Source organism: Arthrobacter sp. Soil763 (genome assembly GCF_001428365.1).
Classification (GTDB): domain Bacteria; phylum Actinomycetota; class Actinomycetes; order Actinomycetales; family Micrococcaceae; genus Arthrobacter.
The window spans coordinates 929286-944522 of the sequence record NZ_LMSH01000002.1; the positions used below are offsets into that span (position 1 = coordinate 929286).

Sequence of the window (15237 nt, forward strand, 5' to 3'; positions counted from 1 at the left end):
GGGGGCCTCCTAAATTGATGTGTAGGCGTTGCGCCAGGCGAGGGTCGCGGTGGCTGTGCCGGTTGGGTCGGTGCCGCCGAATGTCAGCTCGGTGACGCCGGGGGGCAGGAGCGTCCCGGTGAGCCGGGTTTTGCGGGTGACGTTCACCCCTGCAGGCAGACCGGTGATCGTCCCGGCGAGCGGGTCGACCGTGACCGTCTGGTCGTAGGCGAGCGTCCCGACAAGCCCAACTTCGAGCCCTGTAGCCCTGACCCACGGGTCCGTGATCGGGCCCCGGAAAACGACCTTCAACGGGGTGGCCGCGTCGCCGCCGTTCGTGACAGTCCCCGCCCTGGGAGCGGAGGACCGCACCGTCGACAGGGGGAACACGAAGGGGGTCTGCAGGCCGCCCGTGGTGGCCGGCACAATCGTCAGCCGCACCGTGGACTCGTCCTCGTCGTAGTGCAGCGGGTCCGTGACCCGGAAGTCGCACGTGATCCGGCCCATGCCGAGGCGGCTCAGGGTGTCGCCGTTGATCCCGGCGTACTTCCCGGGGCGTCCGTAGACCCGCCGCCACCGCCCCGACGCCAGGTACGACAGCGGGACGGTGGTGTTCGGCGATGAACGGACGGCTGGGTTGTTCCACTCAGCGTGCAGGGAAGCGTCAGCGGCGAGGGCCCCGGTCTCGTCCCCGGCCCTGGTCGTGATGTCGAACGCCCACACCGCGGCGCCGAGGAAGTCCTCGCCGACGATCACCCCGTCCCGTCCCGACCGCTGCGCGTCCGTCACCACCAGGTCCGCCGCGCCGGGGTTGAACCCGCGCACGCGCAGGACACCTCCGTCGTTGAAGGTGACAGCACCAAGTCTGAAGATCACTTCCAGGCACCTCCGCGTTGGGTCTGTCGCATCTCAAACTGGGCCACATCGAAGAACTCCCGGGCGGTCGCCCGGTCAGGTGCCACGATCTGGACGGTCACCCCCGCATCGGGGAGCCTCCCCGTCTCGTTCGCGGCCAGCAGCCTGCCGGCGCCGATGGAGTCGACCGAGGACTTCTTCATGACGATCTCCCCGGGCGTGAGCATCGCCGGGACGGTGTCCGTGCCGCGGGGCCGGAAGTCCGGGAACCCGCCGCTGGCCAGGTAGGACACCATGCCGCCGCCGGCGTACATCTTGACTTTGCTGGACCCCTTCACGGCGCCGGTGTTGTCCACGTTCGACGTGGACTGCTGGACGTCGATGAAGATCCGCTTGTACGTCTGCAACTGATCGAGCCGCCATTGCACGTCCCGGATCTTCTGCTCGGCCGTGGCTTTGTCCACGTCGAGCTTCGTCGGGGGCACGCTCTTCGGGATCTTCAGGAGCTTGTCGACGTATGCGGTCACGGCGTCCTTGTCGACCCCGTGCGCCACAGCGTTGTCGATGATCTGCGTACGCATCTTTTCCATCTCGGCCTTGGCTTTGCCGGTCGAGTTCGACAGGCCGCCGTTGGCTTCCACGACCTGCTGCAGGTTCGCGATCTGCCCGTTGAGCTGCCCGCGGAGGGCCACCGACGCCGCTGACATGTCCGTGATGGACGTAGTGGTGAAGGTGATTTTTTTGCCGGTTTTGTCGACATGGTCGCCCATGTTCGCCAGGGAGGAGTCGAAGGCGTTCTGCGCCTGAGCTGCGGACAGGGCCTTGCCGTTCAGCAGGTCGAGGGAGCCCTTCAGGATGCCGGCCGCGTCGTTCTGCAGCTGCATTTTGACCGTGGTCTTCTCCAGCTGCTCCGCCGCGGCCTTCTCACCGTCGATGGCGCCCTGCAGGCTCCCCACGGACACGCCGAACATCCCCGCCAGGGAGGAGAGCTGGGAGCCTTGGGCCCCGGCGGAGGCGTTCGTGGAGCCCATCGCCTCATCGAAGCGCTTCTGGTAGTCGATGGCGGACTTCAGAGCGCCCGACTGGTTGCCGAGCTCGTCCCGGACGGTCTTTATAGACGACTGCATCTGGCCGTGGCTCTTGATCAGGTCTACGTTCACGCCACCCATTTCGAGGGTGGTTCCTGTGTGGTCCTTACTGATTCGGTCGAGGCGCTCCAGTTCGTTGCCGAGCCGTTCCTGCGCGACGACATCCCCGGTGGCGGCCTTGGTCATAAGTTCCAGGGACACGCCGAGCTTCTGAGCTGCTTCGCCGGCCTTGGACTTCGCGATCTCCTGCGCCGTGTGGGCGCGGACATTCTCAGCGATGATGCCGTTGTCACGCTCCAGCGCGGCGGTGTAGCCGAGGGTCGCGGCCGTGTTGTCCTTCGTGGACGCCGCGGCGCCGATCATCACGCCCGCGAGGGCGCCCACGCCGGCAACCACGAGCCCGATCGGCCCGAGGGACATGTTCAGCATGATCCCGAAGGACTGGATCAGCGGGATCAGCGACGACCAGGTGGAGAACGCCGCGTAGGCGCCGAGCGCCCCTCCCGTGATCAGGGTCAGTACTTCCGCCGGGATCGCGGTGAGGATGTCACCGACAACCTTCAGGGACGTCAGGGCCACGTGGCCGAGAGGGGAGAGGGCCACCAGGAGGTTCCCGACGCCGGTGACGAGGGATTCGAGGGTTGACTCGACCAGCGGCATGGTGGCCAGGGCGTAGTCGCCGAAGCGCTGCAACCCGTCCGAGGACCCTAAGGTGGAGAGTTTCCCGGTCAGGACGCCGAGGTAGCCGGTGAAGGCCTTGAACACCGGGTCAAGGGTGCGGAAGGAACTCAGGACCCCGGCGAGGCTGTTCGCCCCGAGGTTACCCAGGGCACGGGAGTACTGGTCGGTCTGGGTCGTGAGGCCCGGCATATACGCGTTGATGGTGGCGATGGACCGGTTGAAGCCGTCCAGCATCCCCACGGCGGAGGACCGGCCGAGGGTGGCCAGCTGGTCCTTAGCGGCGCCGATACCTTCGGCGTACTGGTTGGCCAGTGGCCCGCCGGCCTTCAGCTCATCGGAGATGCCCTTGATGGCGAGGACGCCGGTGACGCCCATGATGCCGAGGGCCCCGGCGCCGGCCACGGCGAACCCTGCAAGGGGGACAACGGCGGGGGCGAGCATCGCGATCCCGGCGTACAGCATGTGGATGGACCGGCCGGCCTGCCGGGACGTGTTGTCGACGCGCTTGTTGGACTCCGAGTTGGCGTCCTTCGCGACCGTGTCATCCCGGGTCGCCTCGGTGGAGCGGCGGGTCCAGGCCGTGAAGTCCATGACGGGCTTCACGGATTCCTTCTCCGTGAGCGCCTGGGCGATGGTCGCCGCCCGGCCCTGGGCCCGCATCCGGGAGAGCGCTGCGGAGGACGCGGAGACCTTCTTCTCCGCCGCTTCCACAGCGGTGAGTTCGGCGACCGCCTTCGGGCCGCCCGTGGTGGTGACCTTCACCGTGGGGTTCGCCCGGCCAAGCTGCCGGGCCTTCGTCTCCGCCGCCGCGAGTTCCCGGTTCCAGTCGGACGAGTCGATCTTCAACTTGCCGACAATGGACCCTACGTTCGTTGCGTTCCCGTCAGCCATGCCTGTGTGCCCTCCGTCGCGGGTGGTGGTTTGTGGAAGTGCTGGCCGATCAGGGTGTCGTCAGCGAGGAGCCCGGAAACTTTCCGCACGAACCACGACCACGGCCTCACATGGAGGGCGTCGGTGAGGTCGATGTTCAGGTAGCGGGCGAAGCAGTAGTCGAGGAGGTCCCACCGGGCGAGGACTTCACCCCACGGGAGGCCCTGGCCTTCTTCGGGGAGCTCGTACCACTCCCACGTGTCGGTCTCGGGGTCGTAGTCTCCACGGCCGTAGTCGTGGAGACGGAATCCAGCTGCGCCAGGTACGTCGTCAGGACTTTTGGGTCGAGGCCGGTCTCCCACAGCGTTTCGGCGGCGGGCCGGCCGGACTGCCAGTCGGCGAGGGCGACGAACGCGGCCCGGGCGATCGCGTCCGGCTGCACGCCGTCGGCCTTCATTGCCTCGTGCTGGTTCCCGAGGAGCAGGGCGTAGAACCCCTCGTCGTCGAGGGTCGCGTCGTCCTCCGGGTCGAGGACGGCGCGGAGCTGCAGCCCCTGGGCGACGGTGAGGGTCGGGAGGGTGTAGACCTTCCCCCGGATGGGGAGCTGGATGGGGCCGAGGATGTCGGTGAGGTCGCGGAAAGCCACGGTGGTGTCCTTTGTGAGAGTTGGGTGTGAGAGTTGGGGTGGTGCGGGGGCGGGCGACTCTCACGGCACCCGCCCCCGGGTTGTTAGGCGCCCCGGGTGTACGGGATCGAGTCGGAGGTGCCGGTGGCGTTGGTGACGGTGATGACCGCGGAACCTGCGGTGCCGGCCGGGACGACGGCGACGATGGTGTTCGCCGACACGACCGTGTAGGAGGCGGCGTTCGTCGCGCCGAACTTCACGCCGGTAACGCCGACGAAGTTCGCGCCGGTGATGGTGACCTGCTCGCCCGCGGTAGCACCGTCCGGGCTGGCCGAGAGGACGACAGGCTTCGGGACCGTCACCGGGACGTCGGCGATGTCCAGCAGCGGGCCGTCGCCCTTGAACTCGATCTGCACCTCATCGAGGTCCGTCACCCCGGACTTGGACCGGTTGTAGGAGACGATGGCGCGGCCCTCGCGGGCTTCCTTGCCGGTGTTCCGGTCGTAGGTGCGGACCCACAGGCGGGCGGCGTCGCCGAACTGCAGCTGCGTGTCGCGGCAGAGCTTGATGCCCGGGTCCAAGACACCGGCTTCGGTGCGGACGAAGGTCTTGACGGACGCGGACCAGTTCTTGAGGGTGATCTCGGTCGACCCCCACCCGTCGGTGTCGTACGCGGACGCGTCCGCTTCGGTGTTGTTGACCTGCGGGTTGAAGTCGTTCACGCCCTTGATCTGGACGTAGCTGGTGCCGTTGGTGGACACGTCGACGCGGAAGCGCCGGGCGAGTTCGGTTGTCATTCTGGTTGCCTCCTGTGGGGCGGTTGGGTGGGTTTACCAAAGAGCCCCGCAGGAGGTCTGCGGGGTGGCTGTTACTGGCGGTGCAGTGTGGGCGGGAGTTCGACGTCGACGTAGTAGTTGTCGGCGTGTTCGAAGCGTTTGTTTCCGTCCTGTCCGAGGGGGACGCTGCTGGTCCGGGTTACGGCGAGAGCCTGGACGGTGCCGTAGCGGTACTGTTCCTGCCCCTGCAGGAGGGTGTTGACGGCGTCGAGGGTTTCGTCGGTGTCGAAGGGTTTGTTCGCCCTGCCGCGGGTCCGGACCTGCACCGCGGTCGTGGACAATGGCTGGTCGGGGTTGTCCGCGGCCCCGGGGGTGTAGACGTTCAGGACGATCACCCTGTCAGGGGACGCGGGGACAACCTTCAGCACGATCCCGACCTGCTCCGGCGTGTAGACCCCGTCCGGGTTGTACACGCCGATCCCGGCGGTGTGCAGTTGCCGGGCGATCCCCTCGAGGAGGTCAGTCGTGGCGCTCACATGGCCTCCCGGATGGTCTTGGCCACGATCCCGAGCGCGGTGTCGCGTTCGGTGTGCATGGGCTGTTCAAGGTATTTCGCTTGCCCCTTCTCGTGCCGCCAGGTCAGCTCTTCGTGCTGGCGGCGGGCGTAGGGCCCGTCGTAGGTGATGGACGCTTCGTCGCCTTCGACTTTCACGTCCGCTGTCCCGACGAGGTGGCCGGTGTCTTCCGGGGTGAGCGCGGCGGCCACGCCCCGGATGTGTTCCATGGCCAGGCCGGCGCCGCGGGGAGCTCCGGTGGCTGCGGCGCCGATGACCTTCTCAATGTCGAGGTCGATGGACCACTCAATGGACACGGGCCCTCCTAGGTGAGGTCGATCTCCAGGTGGTCGGGCAGGTCGAGGGTGCCGGAGGTGAGGGTGTTCACGCCGATGACGTAGGCGGTTTTCCCGTCGTGGGTGACCTTGGAGTCGGGGGTGAACTTGGCCTTCTCGGCGACATCGCAGGATAGGAACGAGGAGGACAGGACCTCTTGGCCGTCCTTGTTGCGGACGAGCCGGCGATTCGGCTCCAGCCAGCACTGCACGTCCACAGGGGCGGCGTACACGTCCCCGTATGCGCCGGTCCCGGTCTTGGTCTCCACGGACACGGTGTGGACGTAGAAGTCGTCGAGCTCACTCATACGAGCCCCACCTGCTGCAGGATCAGCCAAGCCTCCATGCATAGCGTCGTGGTCGCGGCCCGCCGCGCTTCGAACGCGGTAACGGAGGCGTTCACGGACGTGTCGTAGGAGATCGCACCGGAGCCGAGCTTCTTGGAGCTGACGGGGGCGGACGACGCCACGCCCCCGCCTGCCGGATCGATGCCCGCCGCTGACCACATGGCCGCCTGGGCGGTGGTGGCGTCACGGAAGGCGTCGGCCACAGCGCTCGCGGTGGGTTTGCCATCCGCGTCGGTGTCGTAGACGGCGGTGATGGTCGCGGCCTCCACGAGGAGGGACGCGGACCGGAGGAGGCCCGCAGCGTTCGCCGGGAGCGGCTTGTCTTGGCCGATCCAGTCCTGCAGATCGGCGGGGGTGGCGTAGACACGCATGCGGGCCTCCTAAGGGGTTAGACGAGTTTGGACTCGCCGGTTTCCAGGTTGCGTTCGACGGTGACCTTCGAACCGTCCGGCTTGACCGCTTCGAAGCGCTCCGTGCGCGGCTTGGCCGCCGGCGCTTCCTCCTCCACCTTCGGGAGGGGCACTACGGCGTTCACAGTGCCAACCTTGAACGCTTCGTCGCCCGGCTGCGGAGTCACCGAGGTGGCGCGCTCCGTCGGGTCGGTCGTGTCCGCCGGGCCGTCGCCGGGGGCGGTCACGGACGGCTTGGTCACGTCGCTGTCGAGGGTCGTGGTCTCGACACTTTTCTTGCTGGTTGCCATGTCAGGCTCCTAACTCAGGAAGGGGTGGTGGGGAGGCGGCGCCCCAAGGCTGAGGCGCCGCCTGTCGCACTAGGAGTTCAGGACACCGCGCAGACGCGCAGCACCCTTACCGCCGAACACGGCCAGACCGCAGTACCAGTCGATGCGGACCCGGTAGGCCGGCTTGGACTGCAGCTCGCCCAGGTCGTACGCGGCCGGGTACAGCAGCGCGTTCGACGCGAGGCCGGTCACGGCCTGGTCGGATTCGTCGCTGCCGAACTTCACCGCGTAGATCGAGGACGCGGTACCGGCGGCGGTACCCTGCGTCTCGTTCTGGCCGATGATGTCCGCGCCGGCGGCGGTCTGCCCGATGTCGAGCAGCGCGATGCCGTTGTACTGGACGACGCGCTTACCGGTGATGTCCTCGCGGACCATCTCCACACCGCCGAGGCGGCGGCCGGCGGACTTGATCTTCGCGATGATCTTCGAGTTCGCGTACAGGGCGCCGTTGTTGCCGTCCAGGCCGGGGACCTGGGCGATGAGCGCGTCGAGGGCGTCGAAGAAGTCGTTGCCGGCGGTGACCGGGCCCATGCCGTTCACGTCGGCGTCGAGGACCTGCGAGCCGGTGAGGCGCTTCTTCAACCCGTCGAAGGCCTTCGGGTCGACGGTGATGTCACCGTTGATGAAGGTCTCCTGGAACTTGTACGAGGCGGCCTTGACCTTCGCGGCGGTCTGGAGCGCCTTCTGGTCGTTCAGCTGGGAGCCGGTCGCGACAATGAACTTGTCGACGTCGGCGTCGCCACCCATGATGACCAGCGACTCAGAGCGCTGGTTGAAGGTGCCGGTGGACTCGGTGTACGCCTCGTTCACGCCACGGAAGGCGATACCCGGGAGGGTGCCTTCGGTGTTGTACGAGTAGGAGTTGCCGCCGATGCCCTTGATGGGCAGGCGGTCCAGGACGGGGGAGTTCTGGACGAAGGTTTCTACGACGCCGCGCTGGAGGTTGTCCGGGATGAGCGGGGCGGCCTCGGCAAGGGTTACAGCCATGGTGAGGTTCCTTTACAGGGTTAGTTGGAGTTGAACGCCGCGGCGATGCGGGCTGGGCCCGGTTTCGCCTTTGACGCGTCGGTTTGGCGCTGCTCGCCGGTCCCGCCGGAGAAGTCCGCGCCGCTCACGCCGGCCGCCCGGGCCTGCTTGAGTTTGGGGTTGTCCTTGACCGCGTCCTCGATCGCCTTGGTGATCTTGGCGGTGTCGGTCGGGTCGAGGTCCGCGATCTTCGCCAGGAAGCCGCGGGAGTCGAGGAGGGCGTCGGCGTCGGCGCCGGCTTTCCCTGAGAGCTTGTAGACGGCGAGCTCGGTCTTGGCCTGCTTCGCTTCGGCTTCGCGTTCGGTGACGGCGCGGGCCAGGGCGTCGGCGTCGGGCTTATCACCTTCGGCGTCCGGGTTGAGGGCCTTCTGGATCGCGTCGAGGGTCTTCTTCGCTACGCGCTCGTCGCCCTCGGCCTTGCGGAGGTCGTTGATGATCTTCTGCGCCCCCGCGGGGAGGGATTCGACCTTGCCGTCCCACTCGGAGGGCTTGGCTTCCTGTTGGCCGCCTCCGGGCTTCTGCTCGCCCTGCTGGCCGTCGGTGCCCGCGGCCTGCAGCTCGCCTTGCTGGCCGCCATCCCCGCCGTCACCGGCGCCGGCTTCCATGACGGCATCGCCGAAGGTCAGCCGGTGGTGGGCGAGGAGCGCCTCAATGCCGCCGGGAGCGTAGGGGTCGATGCCGTGGATGGTCTTACGAGTCATGGTGTCCTCCTGGACTGGGTGAGAGTGATTTATTGAGCTGATCGAGGTTCTTCCGGGCGTACTCGCGAACCTGCGCTGCGGTGAAGTACCCCGTCGGGCCGCTGGCGCGCAAAACGTCCGGCGCCTCCATGACGCCTTCAGCCCCGGGCTCAATGAGTCCACCCGGTGAGAATGTGCGCTTCACGGTTGCCTCCTACTTGTTGGCGAGGTTGAGCTGTTCGCGGCGTGGCCGGCGGTTCAGCCCGGTCTCCGCGGTGTAGTCACGGATGCGGGCCTGCAGCTCGCGGGCCCGGCGCCGTGCGAGGGCTTTGTCGGTGTCTGTGAGGGCGGCTTGTTCGGCGAGCTTGGCCCGGCGGGCGGCGCGTTCCATGCCGCGGAGCCGCTGGGTTTCCTTGAACCGCTCGGTGGCTTCGGCGACCTCTTCCGGGGTGCGGGTCTTGAGCGTGGTGACGCCGGGGAAGTAGGCGATCAGGGTGTGCTTGCAGTTCGGGTGCTGGAAGCCCTCGGCGCGGGCCTGCTCGAGCGTCCCGTCGACCTTCACCGCCACGGTGCCGTCCTCCACCGCGTGCGGTTCGGTGAACGTCCCGGTGGCGGTGCCGAGGATCGCGCCCTCCCACGGGAGGCAGAACGTGCACGGGAACCCCGTCGGGCCGACCGTCCAGTACCGGATGCCGAGGGCGGTCATGCGGTCCTGGTGGGAGGCATTGAACGCCCGGATCGCCGTCGTCCTCGCGGCCATCTCCACATAGGCGGAGAGTTCCCACTCGCGGCCGGCGGCGTCCCGGAACCCGGTCACCCCGTTCTCGGTGAGCTTCCGCCACGCCTCCCGCTGCGCCAGCTGCGGTGTCCCGCCGGTCACCTGCCCGATACCGGCCGTCGCCGTCGCCGCCCGGTAGGCGTCGTCCGCGAACCGGGTGATCCGGTAGTGCGTGGCGTTCAGCCGGTCCGTGAGGTCAGCGGCGATGTGCGCGGCCGCCCGCAGCCCGTGCGGTGTCGTGGCGCCGGCGTTGCGGGTGTAAACCTCCCGGACCCGTGGGTAGTCGCGGAGCGCGTCCGTGACTTCCCGGATCGCGGCAAGGTTCCCCACCCGGGCCGCCTCGAGGGCGACGTCACGGGCGAGGCCCCCGGCCTGTCCGGTGAGGCCGGAGGCGATGCGGCGCGCCACGAGCCGGAGCGCCTGCTGCAGCACCATGCCGTCCTGGACGGACCCGCCGTTCAGGTACTCGGCGATCAGCACAGCGGACCCGGCGATCAGCCGCTGCTCAGCCTCCGCGTAGGACGACACCAGCCGGGCAGTCGAGGACTCAACCGCCGAAGGCAGGTCCAGTGGTTCCGGGGCCATGGTCCTCCTAACAGATCAACTGGCTGACAGGATGGTCGTCACGACGGACCCGTAGATACTGCCGACCAGGAAGCCAGCAGCCACCCAGAGGAGCATCAAGCGGCGTGGGGCGCATCGTCCGTGGGGGCTAGGCGGTGCCATCAGTCACTTCATCAGCCGGAACGGTCCCGGTCAGGCCCGGGTCGGGGAACATGGACCGCTCCGCCCGGATCGCTTCGGCCTCGGCCTTGATGTCCTCTTCGTCCCAGTCCGGGTGGACCATGGCGACGAGGGTCTTCGTGGCCGCCGCCTCGGCGGCGCGGAGCAGCTGCGCTGTGCGGGCGAGGGACTCCATGGACTCCTGGACGGCGTCTGCGAACGTCACCGTCACCGGGACGGGCTGCACCCCGGTGTTGAAGACCTTCGCGTCGACCTCCAGCGCCTTGGACAGGAGCGTTTCGAGGACGGGCTTCAGGTTCCGGATCTTCCGGTCCCGGGTCAGGTAGGTGCGGCGTTCCTTCGCCGTGACCTCTGTCGCTGTGGTGTTCCCGCCGGACTCGTCCTTCTCCCCGAACGTCTGGGCGGAGTACCCGGCGGTCCGGATGATCTGCCCGTACAGGGCCGCGGCGGCGGTCAGGTGTTCGTCGACGCGGATCTTGAACTGGATGACCTCGACGGGGAACTTCGCGTCCTTCATGGCGTCCGGCGGGATCTTCAGCCCGGTGAATACGGCCTTGTCGACGTTGAACGTCGCGCCCCTGCCGGGGCCGTTGTCGTCCAGCGCTGTCGACGAGACCAGGGCGCGTCCTTTGCCGAGCTCGATGTCCCGCATCAGGGAGGAGTAGACCCGGTCGAGGGCGTCCATGAGCGGTTCGATGCCGTCCAGGTCGGAGCGGCCGAGGTTCGCACCGGCGGGGTTGAGCCGCCAGCGCCGGTTCGGGCCGATGTTCGGCGCGTACCCGACGGCGAGGCCGGGGGTCTCGGTGGACACCGTCGAGTCGGCGTCGACGACGGCGGCTAGGTGCTCCGTGGCCGGGTGGTCTGCGAGGGCCCGCGGTGAGCCGAGGTTATCCGTGGTCCCCTCGTACAGGCCGTGGATGATCACACCCACGCCGAAGCTGTCGAGCTCGTGGCGCTCAACATGCCGGAAGACCCGGGACGCGTCGGTCCCGACGACCCGCCAGAACGTCACCCCGGTCAGGTGCCCGTAGCGGAACTCCGGGATCGCCCCGTCGGCGTCGACCTTCGTCAGGAACACATGGTCCCGGAGGGTGCCGTCCCACGTGATGCGCAGGTACCCGCCACCCAAAGCGGCGGAGACCTCCGCGAATGAAGTCATGGTCTGGTCGAACCCGGCGCCGGCGATCAGGTCCAGCCGCTCCTGCGCCTTCGTGTTGGCCTTCGGGTCCTCGACTGTCACCGCCGGGGGCTCTGAAAACAACAGGTCGGCGGACACCTGGCACAGGTCGGACGCGACCGGGACGTGGAGCTTCACGAGGCCCTGGTCGTCGACCGTGTCGACCGTGTCCTTCGGGGTCCAGAACCATGACGCGACCCGGTTCAGCAGCCCCGGCCGGGTCGTGGTGCGCCCGTACACGGCGGAGAGCTGCGCGACCTCGTTCGAGTACCAGGCGGACCACGTGTCGTAGGCGGCGGCGATGTCGGCGTGGTCTTTGGGCGGCCATGCGGTGCCGGGTGCGGGCAATGCCAACGTGGCCTCCTTGTGAGCTGTTGATGATCGGTTAGTTATTCGACGTGCAGACCATTACGCACGCCGGGCGGGTAGCTGATGCCGCTCGGCTTGCTCGGCACGGAGACGTCGATCGGGATCTCGATGGTCCCGATCTCCGTTGGCTCGTCGGCTCCGACTTGGATGAGGACCTTCGCGAGGATGCTCTGGATGGCTGCCATGGTGTTCTCCTGTGGTTGTGAGAGTGGTCCGGGTATGATCCGGGCATGAGAAAACTCTTGGGGGCCGCCGTGATTCTGATGACCATCGCCGGTTGCTCCTCAGCGCCGGCCAACTCGGAGGCGTGCAAGAAGTTCGTCCAGCAAGCCGACACTTCTCTGGGCTTTACGAAGGAACTTCTTCAGTCTGGCGATGCGACGTCAGCCCAAGCCGTGATGAAGGACCTGCCCGACACCCTGGCCGGGTTCTCCAGCAAGGCGACGGGTGAACCGCAGAAAGCCATGAATGTCTTCGTTGTGTCCTTGTCCCAGTTCAACTCCGGCGGCTCTCCGGACTTGAAGGGCCGGCTAAACTCGGTCCGGGATGCGTGCAGCGCCGCCGGTGTCAGTTTCTAAGCAGCTAGGTCTACGAGACCCCGCCAGTTCGTTTCGGTCGTGGTCACGGCGTACCGGAAAGCGTCGATGGAGTGGTCAGCTACCTTGATGGGCTGATCTTCGCCCTTCTCGGTGGCTTTCTTGTCCCATGAGTAGCCGGGCATCTCGTTGATGAGACCCTGGCAGCGGTCGGATACTTTCAGCTTGCCCGCGGTGAGTAGGGAGGCGACGGTTCGGATGCCGTAGAGGACGTTGTTGTCGCCGTTCATGACGTTGTTGACGCCGTCAGCGGCCAGCTGGACTTTGAAGGACGCGGCGGCCGGGTCGACGATCACCCACTCGGGGACGATGCCCTCGCGCTGGAGGGTGCCTTGAATCCAGGACTTGATCGACGCGGACAGCTGCCCGTCGGTGAGGCGGATCTGCGCTTGCCGGGAGTCGTACCGCCACTCATCGACCGCGTAGAGGACACCGTCGATACCGAGGCCGAGGACGATCATGGACGTCGCGTTCGTGGTGCCGTAGTCGACGCCGGCGCCGAGGATGCGCCGCATGGGCGGAAGGTCCTTGTGCTTCACGACGTGGGTTTCGGGGTTCCACGAGTCGAACACTGCACCGTCGGCGGCCACCCATTCGGCGAGGATGTAGCGGCGGTAGAAGAGTCCGCTGTAGGACTTCTTCTGCCGCTCAACGTAGGCCGGGTCGAGGGTCTTGTTATCGTCCATGAGGAACGTGTACCGGTGGAGGTCCTTGGCGTCCGGGCCGGTGTTCCGGTGGAAGCGTCCTTGTCCGTCGATCCAGAAGCGGGCTTTGTCGAGCCAATCGACTTTGAGCCAGTGGTTCGGGCCGCCGGGGTTGGACGTGAACCAGAACTTCGCGCCCGGGACGGAGAGGCGGGTGTAGAGCATGGTGAAGAACGATTCCGGGATGGTCTCGGCTTCGTCGAGGTATGCGCCGGCGAGGGTGAGGCCCTGGATTTTCGTGCGGGCCTGCTCGTTGTTCGCCCCGTAGATGTGGACCTCGCGGCCGAGGATGATGGCAGTGCCGGTGCCGTAGTTGACCCGGACGCGTTCCTTGCCGAGCATCTCCTGCAGCGGAAGGAGCAGGTTGTTGATGATGGTCCGCTCGGTCCGGCCGCACATCGCCAGGGCACCTTCGGGGCCGGTGCGGATGTATCGGAGCCAGTCGATGAGGCTGGTGATGGTCTTCCCGGACCGGACCGCGCCCTCGTATGCCTCGATGGAGGGGGAGGGGTTGGCGAGGGCTAGGAGGGACTTTCCGGAGAGGGGCTTGGCGTCGATGGCTCAGCACCTCCCGGGGTTGGTAGTGGCGCGCTGGTCATGTACTCAAGCCATTTGTCGACAGCCGCGGTTCCACTCGTGTCCGTGTCGGTCTTCTCCAGCAGCAGCGCTTTGTCCATGAAGATCGCGATGGACGTAGCGAGGTTGCGGTGGTCACCGGGCGGGATGAAGTCGAGGTCCCGGGCGGACTGGATCCCGGGCCCGGTTGGGACCAGTGTGCTGAACGTGTCGGCTTCGAGGCGGGTGAGGATGTCTTCGGCCTGCTTGTAGAGGCGGCCGATGATGTTAGCGCGGCGGGTCTTGTTGTCCTGGGTTTTCGCTTCGGTGGCGGCTTTGACGCGTTCGGAGCGTGCGAAGGACATGCCGGCTTCCTTCACGACCTTGGAGACCCAGGCGGTGGAGTAGCCGGTTTCGCGGACTATGTCGTTGCGGCCCTTGTCTTGGGCGTGGAGGGCGAGGACGATGTCACGGTCCGCTTGTGTTCGTTTCGGGTTGGGCACAAGAGATTAGTCACCGCCTAGAGGAGTCGGAGCTTGTACAGGTTGCGGATGACCTCGGATGCGATGTCGCCGACGAGGTAGGCGAGCATCTCGTGGTCACCTATGAGGTGGGCGCGGGCTCGGCTGTTCCATCCGGGGATGCCGTCCATGAAGTAGAGCGGTGCAGCCGCGTGGACTGCTTCGTGGGCGACGGTCTTTGTGGTGAGCTGCCCCGTCCATAGCCGCATGACGATGATGGGCGTGTAGTCGGGGCGTGGCCAGTGGAAGCCTTGTTGGGTGACGACGCCGCCGGCGATGTCTGCGGCTGGGTCGTAGACCATGTTGCGGGCTTCGGTGTGTTGGCGGGCGAGTTCTTCGCGGTCGTCGTAGATGTGGACGAAGACCTGCCGGCGGACACCGCTTGCCCTGGTGGCGATTCGGAAGCGTTCGATCACGGCGCCCCCTGTTGAAGTGTTGCCCCGCCAGTATCAGCCGCTGGTGTGGGCTTCCCCGGGTTGCGTCCGACGTGCGCCCTCGGCCGCCCTGGACGAGGTGGTGCGGGGCGGGAGGCTCTGGCTGGTCGGGACGGTTGGTCCCGCTCCGCTGAGGTCTCAGGGCAGGGGAGCGGGAAGTGTTGGTGGTGGCGGGCCCGTGCAGGGTCGTCACTCAAGGCTGGATGGGCCGAGCTACCTGCTGGAGGTCTGTGCAGCAGACACCCGCCACCACGTCTATGCCTACCCGTGATCTGGGTAGAAACCAAAATGTCTGTGGAGACAGTACTCCGCAGACATGACCCATGCTACGGGGCTTTAGGCACTGACGCAACGCGACACGCGCACTGTTAGGCGGCGCTCAGGGCAGCAGCAAGCCACTGGACATCGTCACCTGTCCACTCCGCTCCGCACGCCTCGCACGAAGCATCCCACCTGGACGGGTGCATCATCTCCTCGTCGGCGTCCCAGCAGTTCAGGGTCAGGGCTGGGAGGCGATCGTCGCCGTGGTACTTCGCACCGCAGGCCGGGCAGGGCCGGTGGAGGCGCCGGCGGGGCTTCACCGGGTGGAGGAGTGCGGTGATGTCCGCGATCCACCCGGTGGCCAGGCCGTGGAGGTACTCGTCCCAGTCCTCGGGCAGCTCGACGAAGGGTGTGCCGATGAGGTCGCGGAGGAGGTTCTCCAACCGGCCGACGTAGGGGAAGCCGCGCAGGAGCTGCCACTCGGTGCGGGCAGCTGCTTCGATCTTGCAGAAGAGGTCCACGGCGGACAGGTTCACGGGGACG

The 15237-nt window shown here is 67.1% G+C and carries 19 protein-coding genes; 1 reads left to right on the forward strand and 18 read right to left on the reverse strand.

Translation table 11 applies throughout. The annotated features are described in order from the left end of the window. Nucleotides 1–9: 9 nt before the first annotated feature. From ASG71_RS07875 to ASG71_RS16635, 14 genes are all read right to left on the reverse strand, one after another. On the reverse strand, nucleotides 10–855 hold the full coding sequence (locus tag ASG71_RS07875; RefSeq protein WP_056738087.1) for a hypothetical protein: 846 nt from the start codon (nucleotides 853–855) through the stop codon (nucleotides 10–12). After that, nucleotides 852–3494, reverse strand: a complete 2643-nt coding sequence (locus ASG71_RS07880; RefSeq protein WP_056738088.1) for a hypothetical protein — start codon at nucleotides 3492–3494, stop codon at nucleotides 852–854. The genes ASG71_RS07875 and ASG71_RS07880 overlap by 4 nt, the downstream gene beginning before the upstream one ends. 136 nt (nucleotides 3495–3630) lie before the next feature. After that, nucleotides 3631–4119, reverse strand: coding sequence for a hypothetical protein (locus ASG71_RS07885; RefSeq protein ID WP_056738089.1), 489 nt, complete (start codon nucleotides 4117–4119; stop codon nucleotides 3631–3633). A gap of 83 nt (nucleotides 4120–4202) precedes the next feature. Then, complete coding sequence (locus tag ASG71_RS07890; RefSeq protein WP_056738090.1) at nucleotides 4203–4895, reverse strand: phage tail tube protein; 693 nt, start codon at nucleotides 4893–4895, stop codon at nucleotides 4203–4205. 71 nt (nucleotides 4896–4966) lie between these two features. Beyond that, the gene (locus ASG71_RS07895) at nucleotides 4967–5410 is read right to left on the reverse strand and encodes a minor capsid protein (RefSeq protein ID WP_056738091.1); all 444 of its coding nucleotides are present in this window, start codon (nucleotides 5408–5410) and stop codon (nucleotides 4967–4969) included. Beyond that, on the reverse strand, nucleotides 5407–5745 hold the full coding sequence (locus ASG71_RS07900; protein WP_056738092.1) for a hypothetical protein: 339 nt from the start codon (nucleotides 5743–5745) through the stop codon (nucleotides 5407–5409). Before ASG71_RS07900 ends, ASG71_RS07895 begins: the two co-directional genes overlap by 4 nt. A gap of 8 nt (nucleotides 5746–5753) precedes the next feature. Then, a complete protein-coding gene (locus ASG71_RS07905) occupies nucleotides 5754–6071 on the reverse strand; it encodes a hypothetical protein (RefSeq protein WP_056738093.1) in 318 nt (105 codons plus the stop codon). Continuing rightward, the gene (locus ASG71_RS07910) at nucleotides 6068–6481 is read right to left on the reverse strand and encodes a hypothetical protein (protein WP_056738094.1); all 414 of its coding nucleotides are present in this window, start codon (nucleotides 6479–6481) and stop codon (nucleotides 6068–6070) included. Before ASG71_RS07910 ends, ASG71_RS07905 begins: the two co-directional genes overlap by 4 nt. 17 nt (nucleotides 6482–6498) lie before the next feature. Continuing rightward, nucleotides 6499–6810: a hypothetical protein gene (locus ASG71_RS07915; RefSeq protein ID WP_056738095.1), complete on the reverse strand. Its 312-nt coding sequence runs from the start codon at nucleotides 6808–6810 to the stop codon at nucleotides 6499–6501. A gap of 69 nt (nucleotides 6811–6879) precedes the next feature. Further along, complete coding sequence (locus ASG71_RS07920) at nucleotides 6880–7836, reverse strand: major capsid protein (RefSeq protein ID WP_056738096.1); 957 nt, start codon at nucleotides 7834–7836, stop codon at nucleotides 6880–6882. 20 nt (nucleotides 7837–7856) lie between these two features. Continuing rightward, the gene (locus ASG71_RS07925; protein ID WP_056738097.1) at nucleotides 7857–8576 is read right to left on the reverse strand and encodes a hypothetical protein; all 720 of its coding nucleotides are present in this window, start codon (nucleotides 8574–8576) and stop codon (nucleotides 7857–7859) included. Between the two features lie 193 nt (nucleotides 8577–8769). Beyond that, nucleotides 8770–9918, reverse strand: coding sequence for a phage minor capsid protein (locus tag ASG71_RS07930; RefSeq protein ID WP_056738098.1), 1149 nt, complete (start codon nucleotides 9916–9918; stop codon nucleotides 8770–8772). 127 nt (nucleotides 9919–10045) lie between these two features. Further along, on the reverse strand, nucleotides 10046–11608 hold the full coding sequence (locus tag ASG71_RS07935) for a phage portal protein (RefSeq protein ID WP_157366284.1): 1563 nt from the start codon (nucleotides 11606–11608) through the stop codon (nucleotides 10046–10048). A 35-nt stretch (nucleotides 11609–11643) separates the two neighbouring features. After that, nucleotides 11644–11808, reverse strand: coding sequence for a hypothetical protein (locus ASG71_RS16635; protein ID WP_157366286.1), 165 nt, complete (start codon nucleotides 11806–11808; stop codon nucleotides 11644–11646). Nucleotides 11809–11853: 45 nt separating this feature from the next. Here ASG71_RS16635 and ASG71_RS07940 point away from each other — a divergent pair, with 45 nt between their 5' ends. Beyond that, nucleotides 11854–12201 (forward strand): hypothetical protein, encoded by a 348-nt coding sequence (locus ASG71_RS07940; RefSeq protein WP_056738100.1) that lies wholly within the window; start codon nucleotides 11854–11856, stop codon nucleotides 12199–12201. Here ASG71_RS07940 and ASG71_RS07945 read toward each other — a convergent pair. The 4 genes from ASG71_RS07945 to ASG71_RS07960 form a co-directional block, all read right to left on the reverse strand. Then, nucleotides 12198–13481, reverse strand: coding sequence for a PBSX family phage terminase large subunit (locus ASG71_RS07945; RefSeq protein ID WP_414826663.1), 1284 nt, complete (start codon nucleotides 13479–13481; stop codon nucleotides 12198–12200). The genes ASG71_RS07940 and ASG71_RS07945 overlap by 4 nt on opposite strands. Continuing rightward, nucleotides 13445–13981, reverse strand: a complete 537-nt coding sequence (locus tag ASG71_RS07950) for a hypothetical protein (RefSeq protein WP_056738102.1) — start codon at nucleotides 13979–13981, stop codon at nucleotides 13445–13447. Before ASG71_RS07950 ends, ASG71_RS07945 begins: the two co-directional genes overlap by 37 nt. A 17-nt stretch (nucleotides 13982–13998) precedes the next feature. Further along, nucleotides 13999–14415 (reverse strand): hypothetical protein, encoded by a 417-nt coding sequence (locus ASG71_RS07955; protein ID WP_056738103.1) that lies wholly within the window; start codon nucleotides 14413–14415, stop codon nucleotides 13999–14001. Between the two features lie 386 nt (nucleotides 14416–14801). Then, the gene (locus ASG71_RS07960) at nucleotides 14802–15230 is read right to left on the reverse strand and encodes a hypothetical protein (RefSeq protein ID WP_056738104.1); all 429 of its coding nucleotides are present in this window, start codon (nucleotides 15228–15230) and stop codon (nucleotides 14802–14804) included. Nucleotides 15231–15237: the final 7 nt, after the last annotated feature.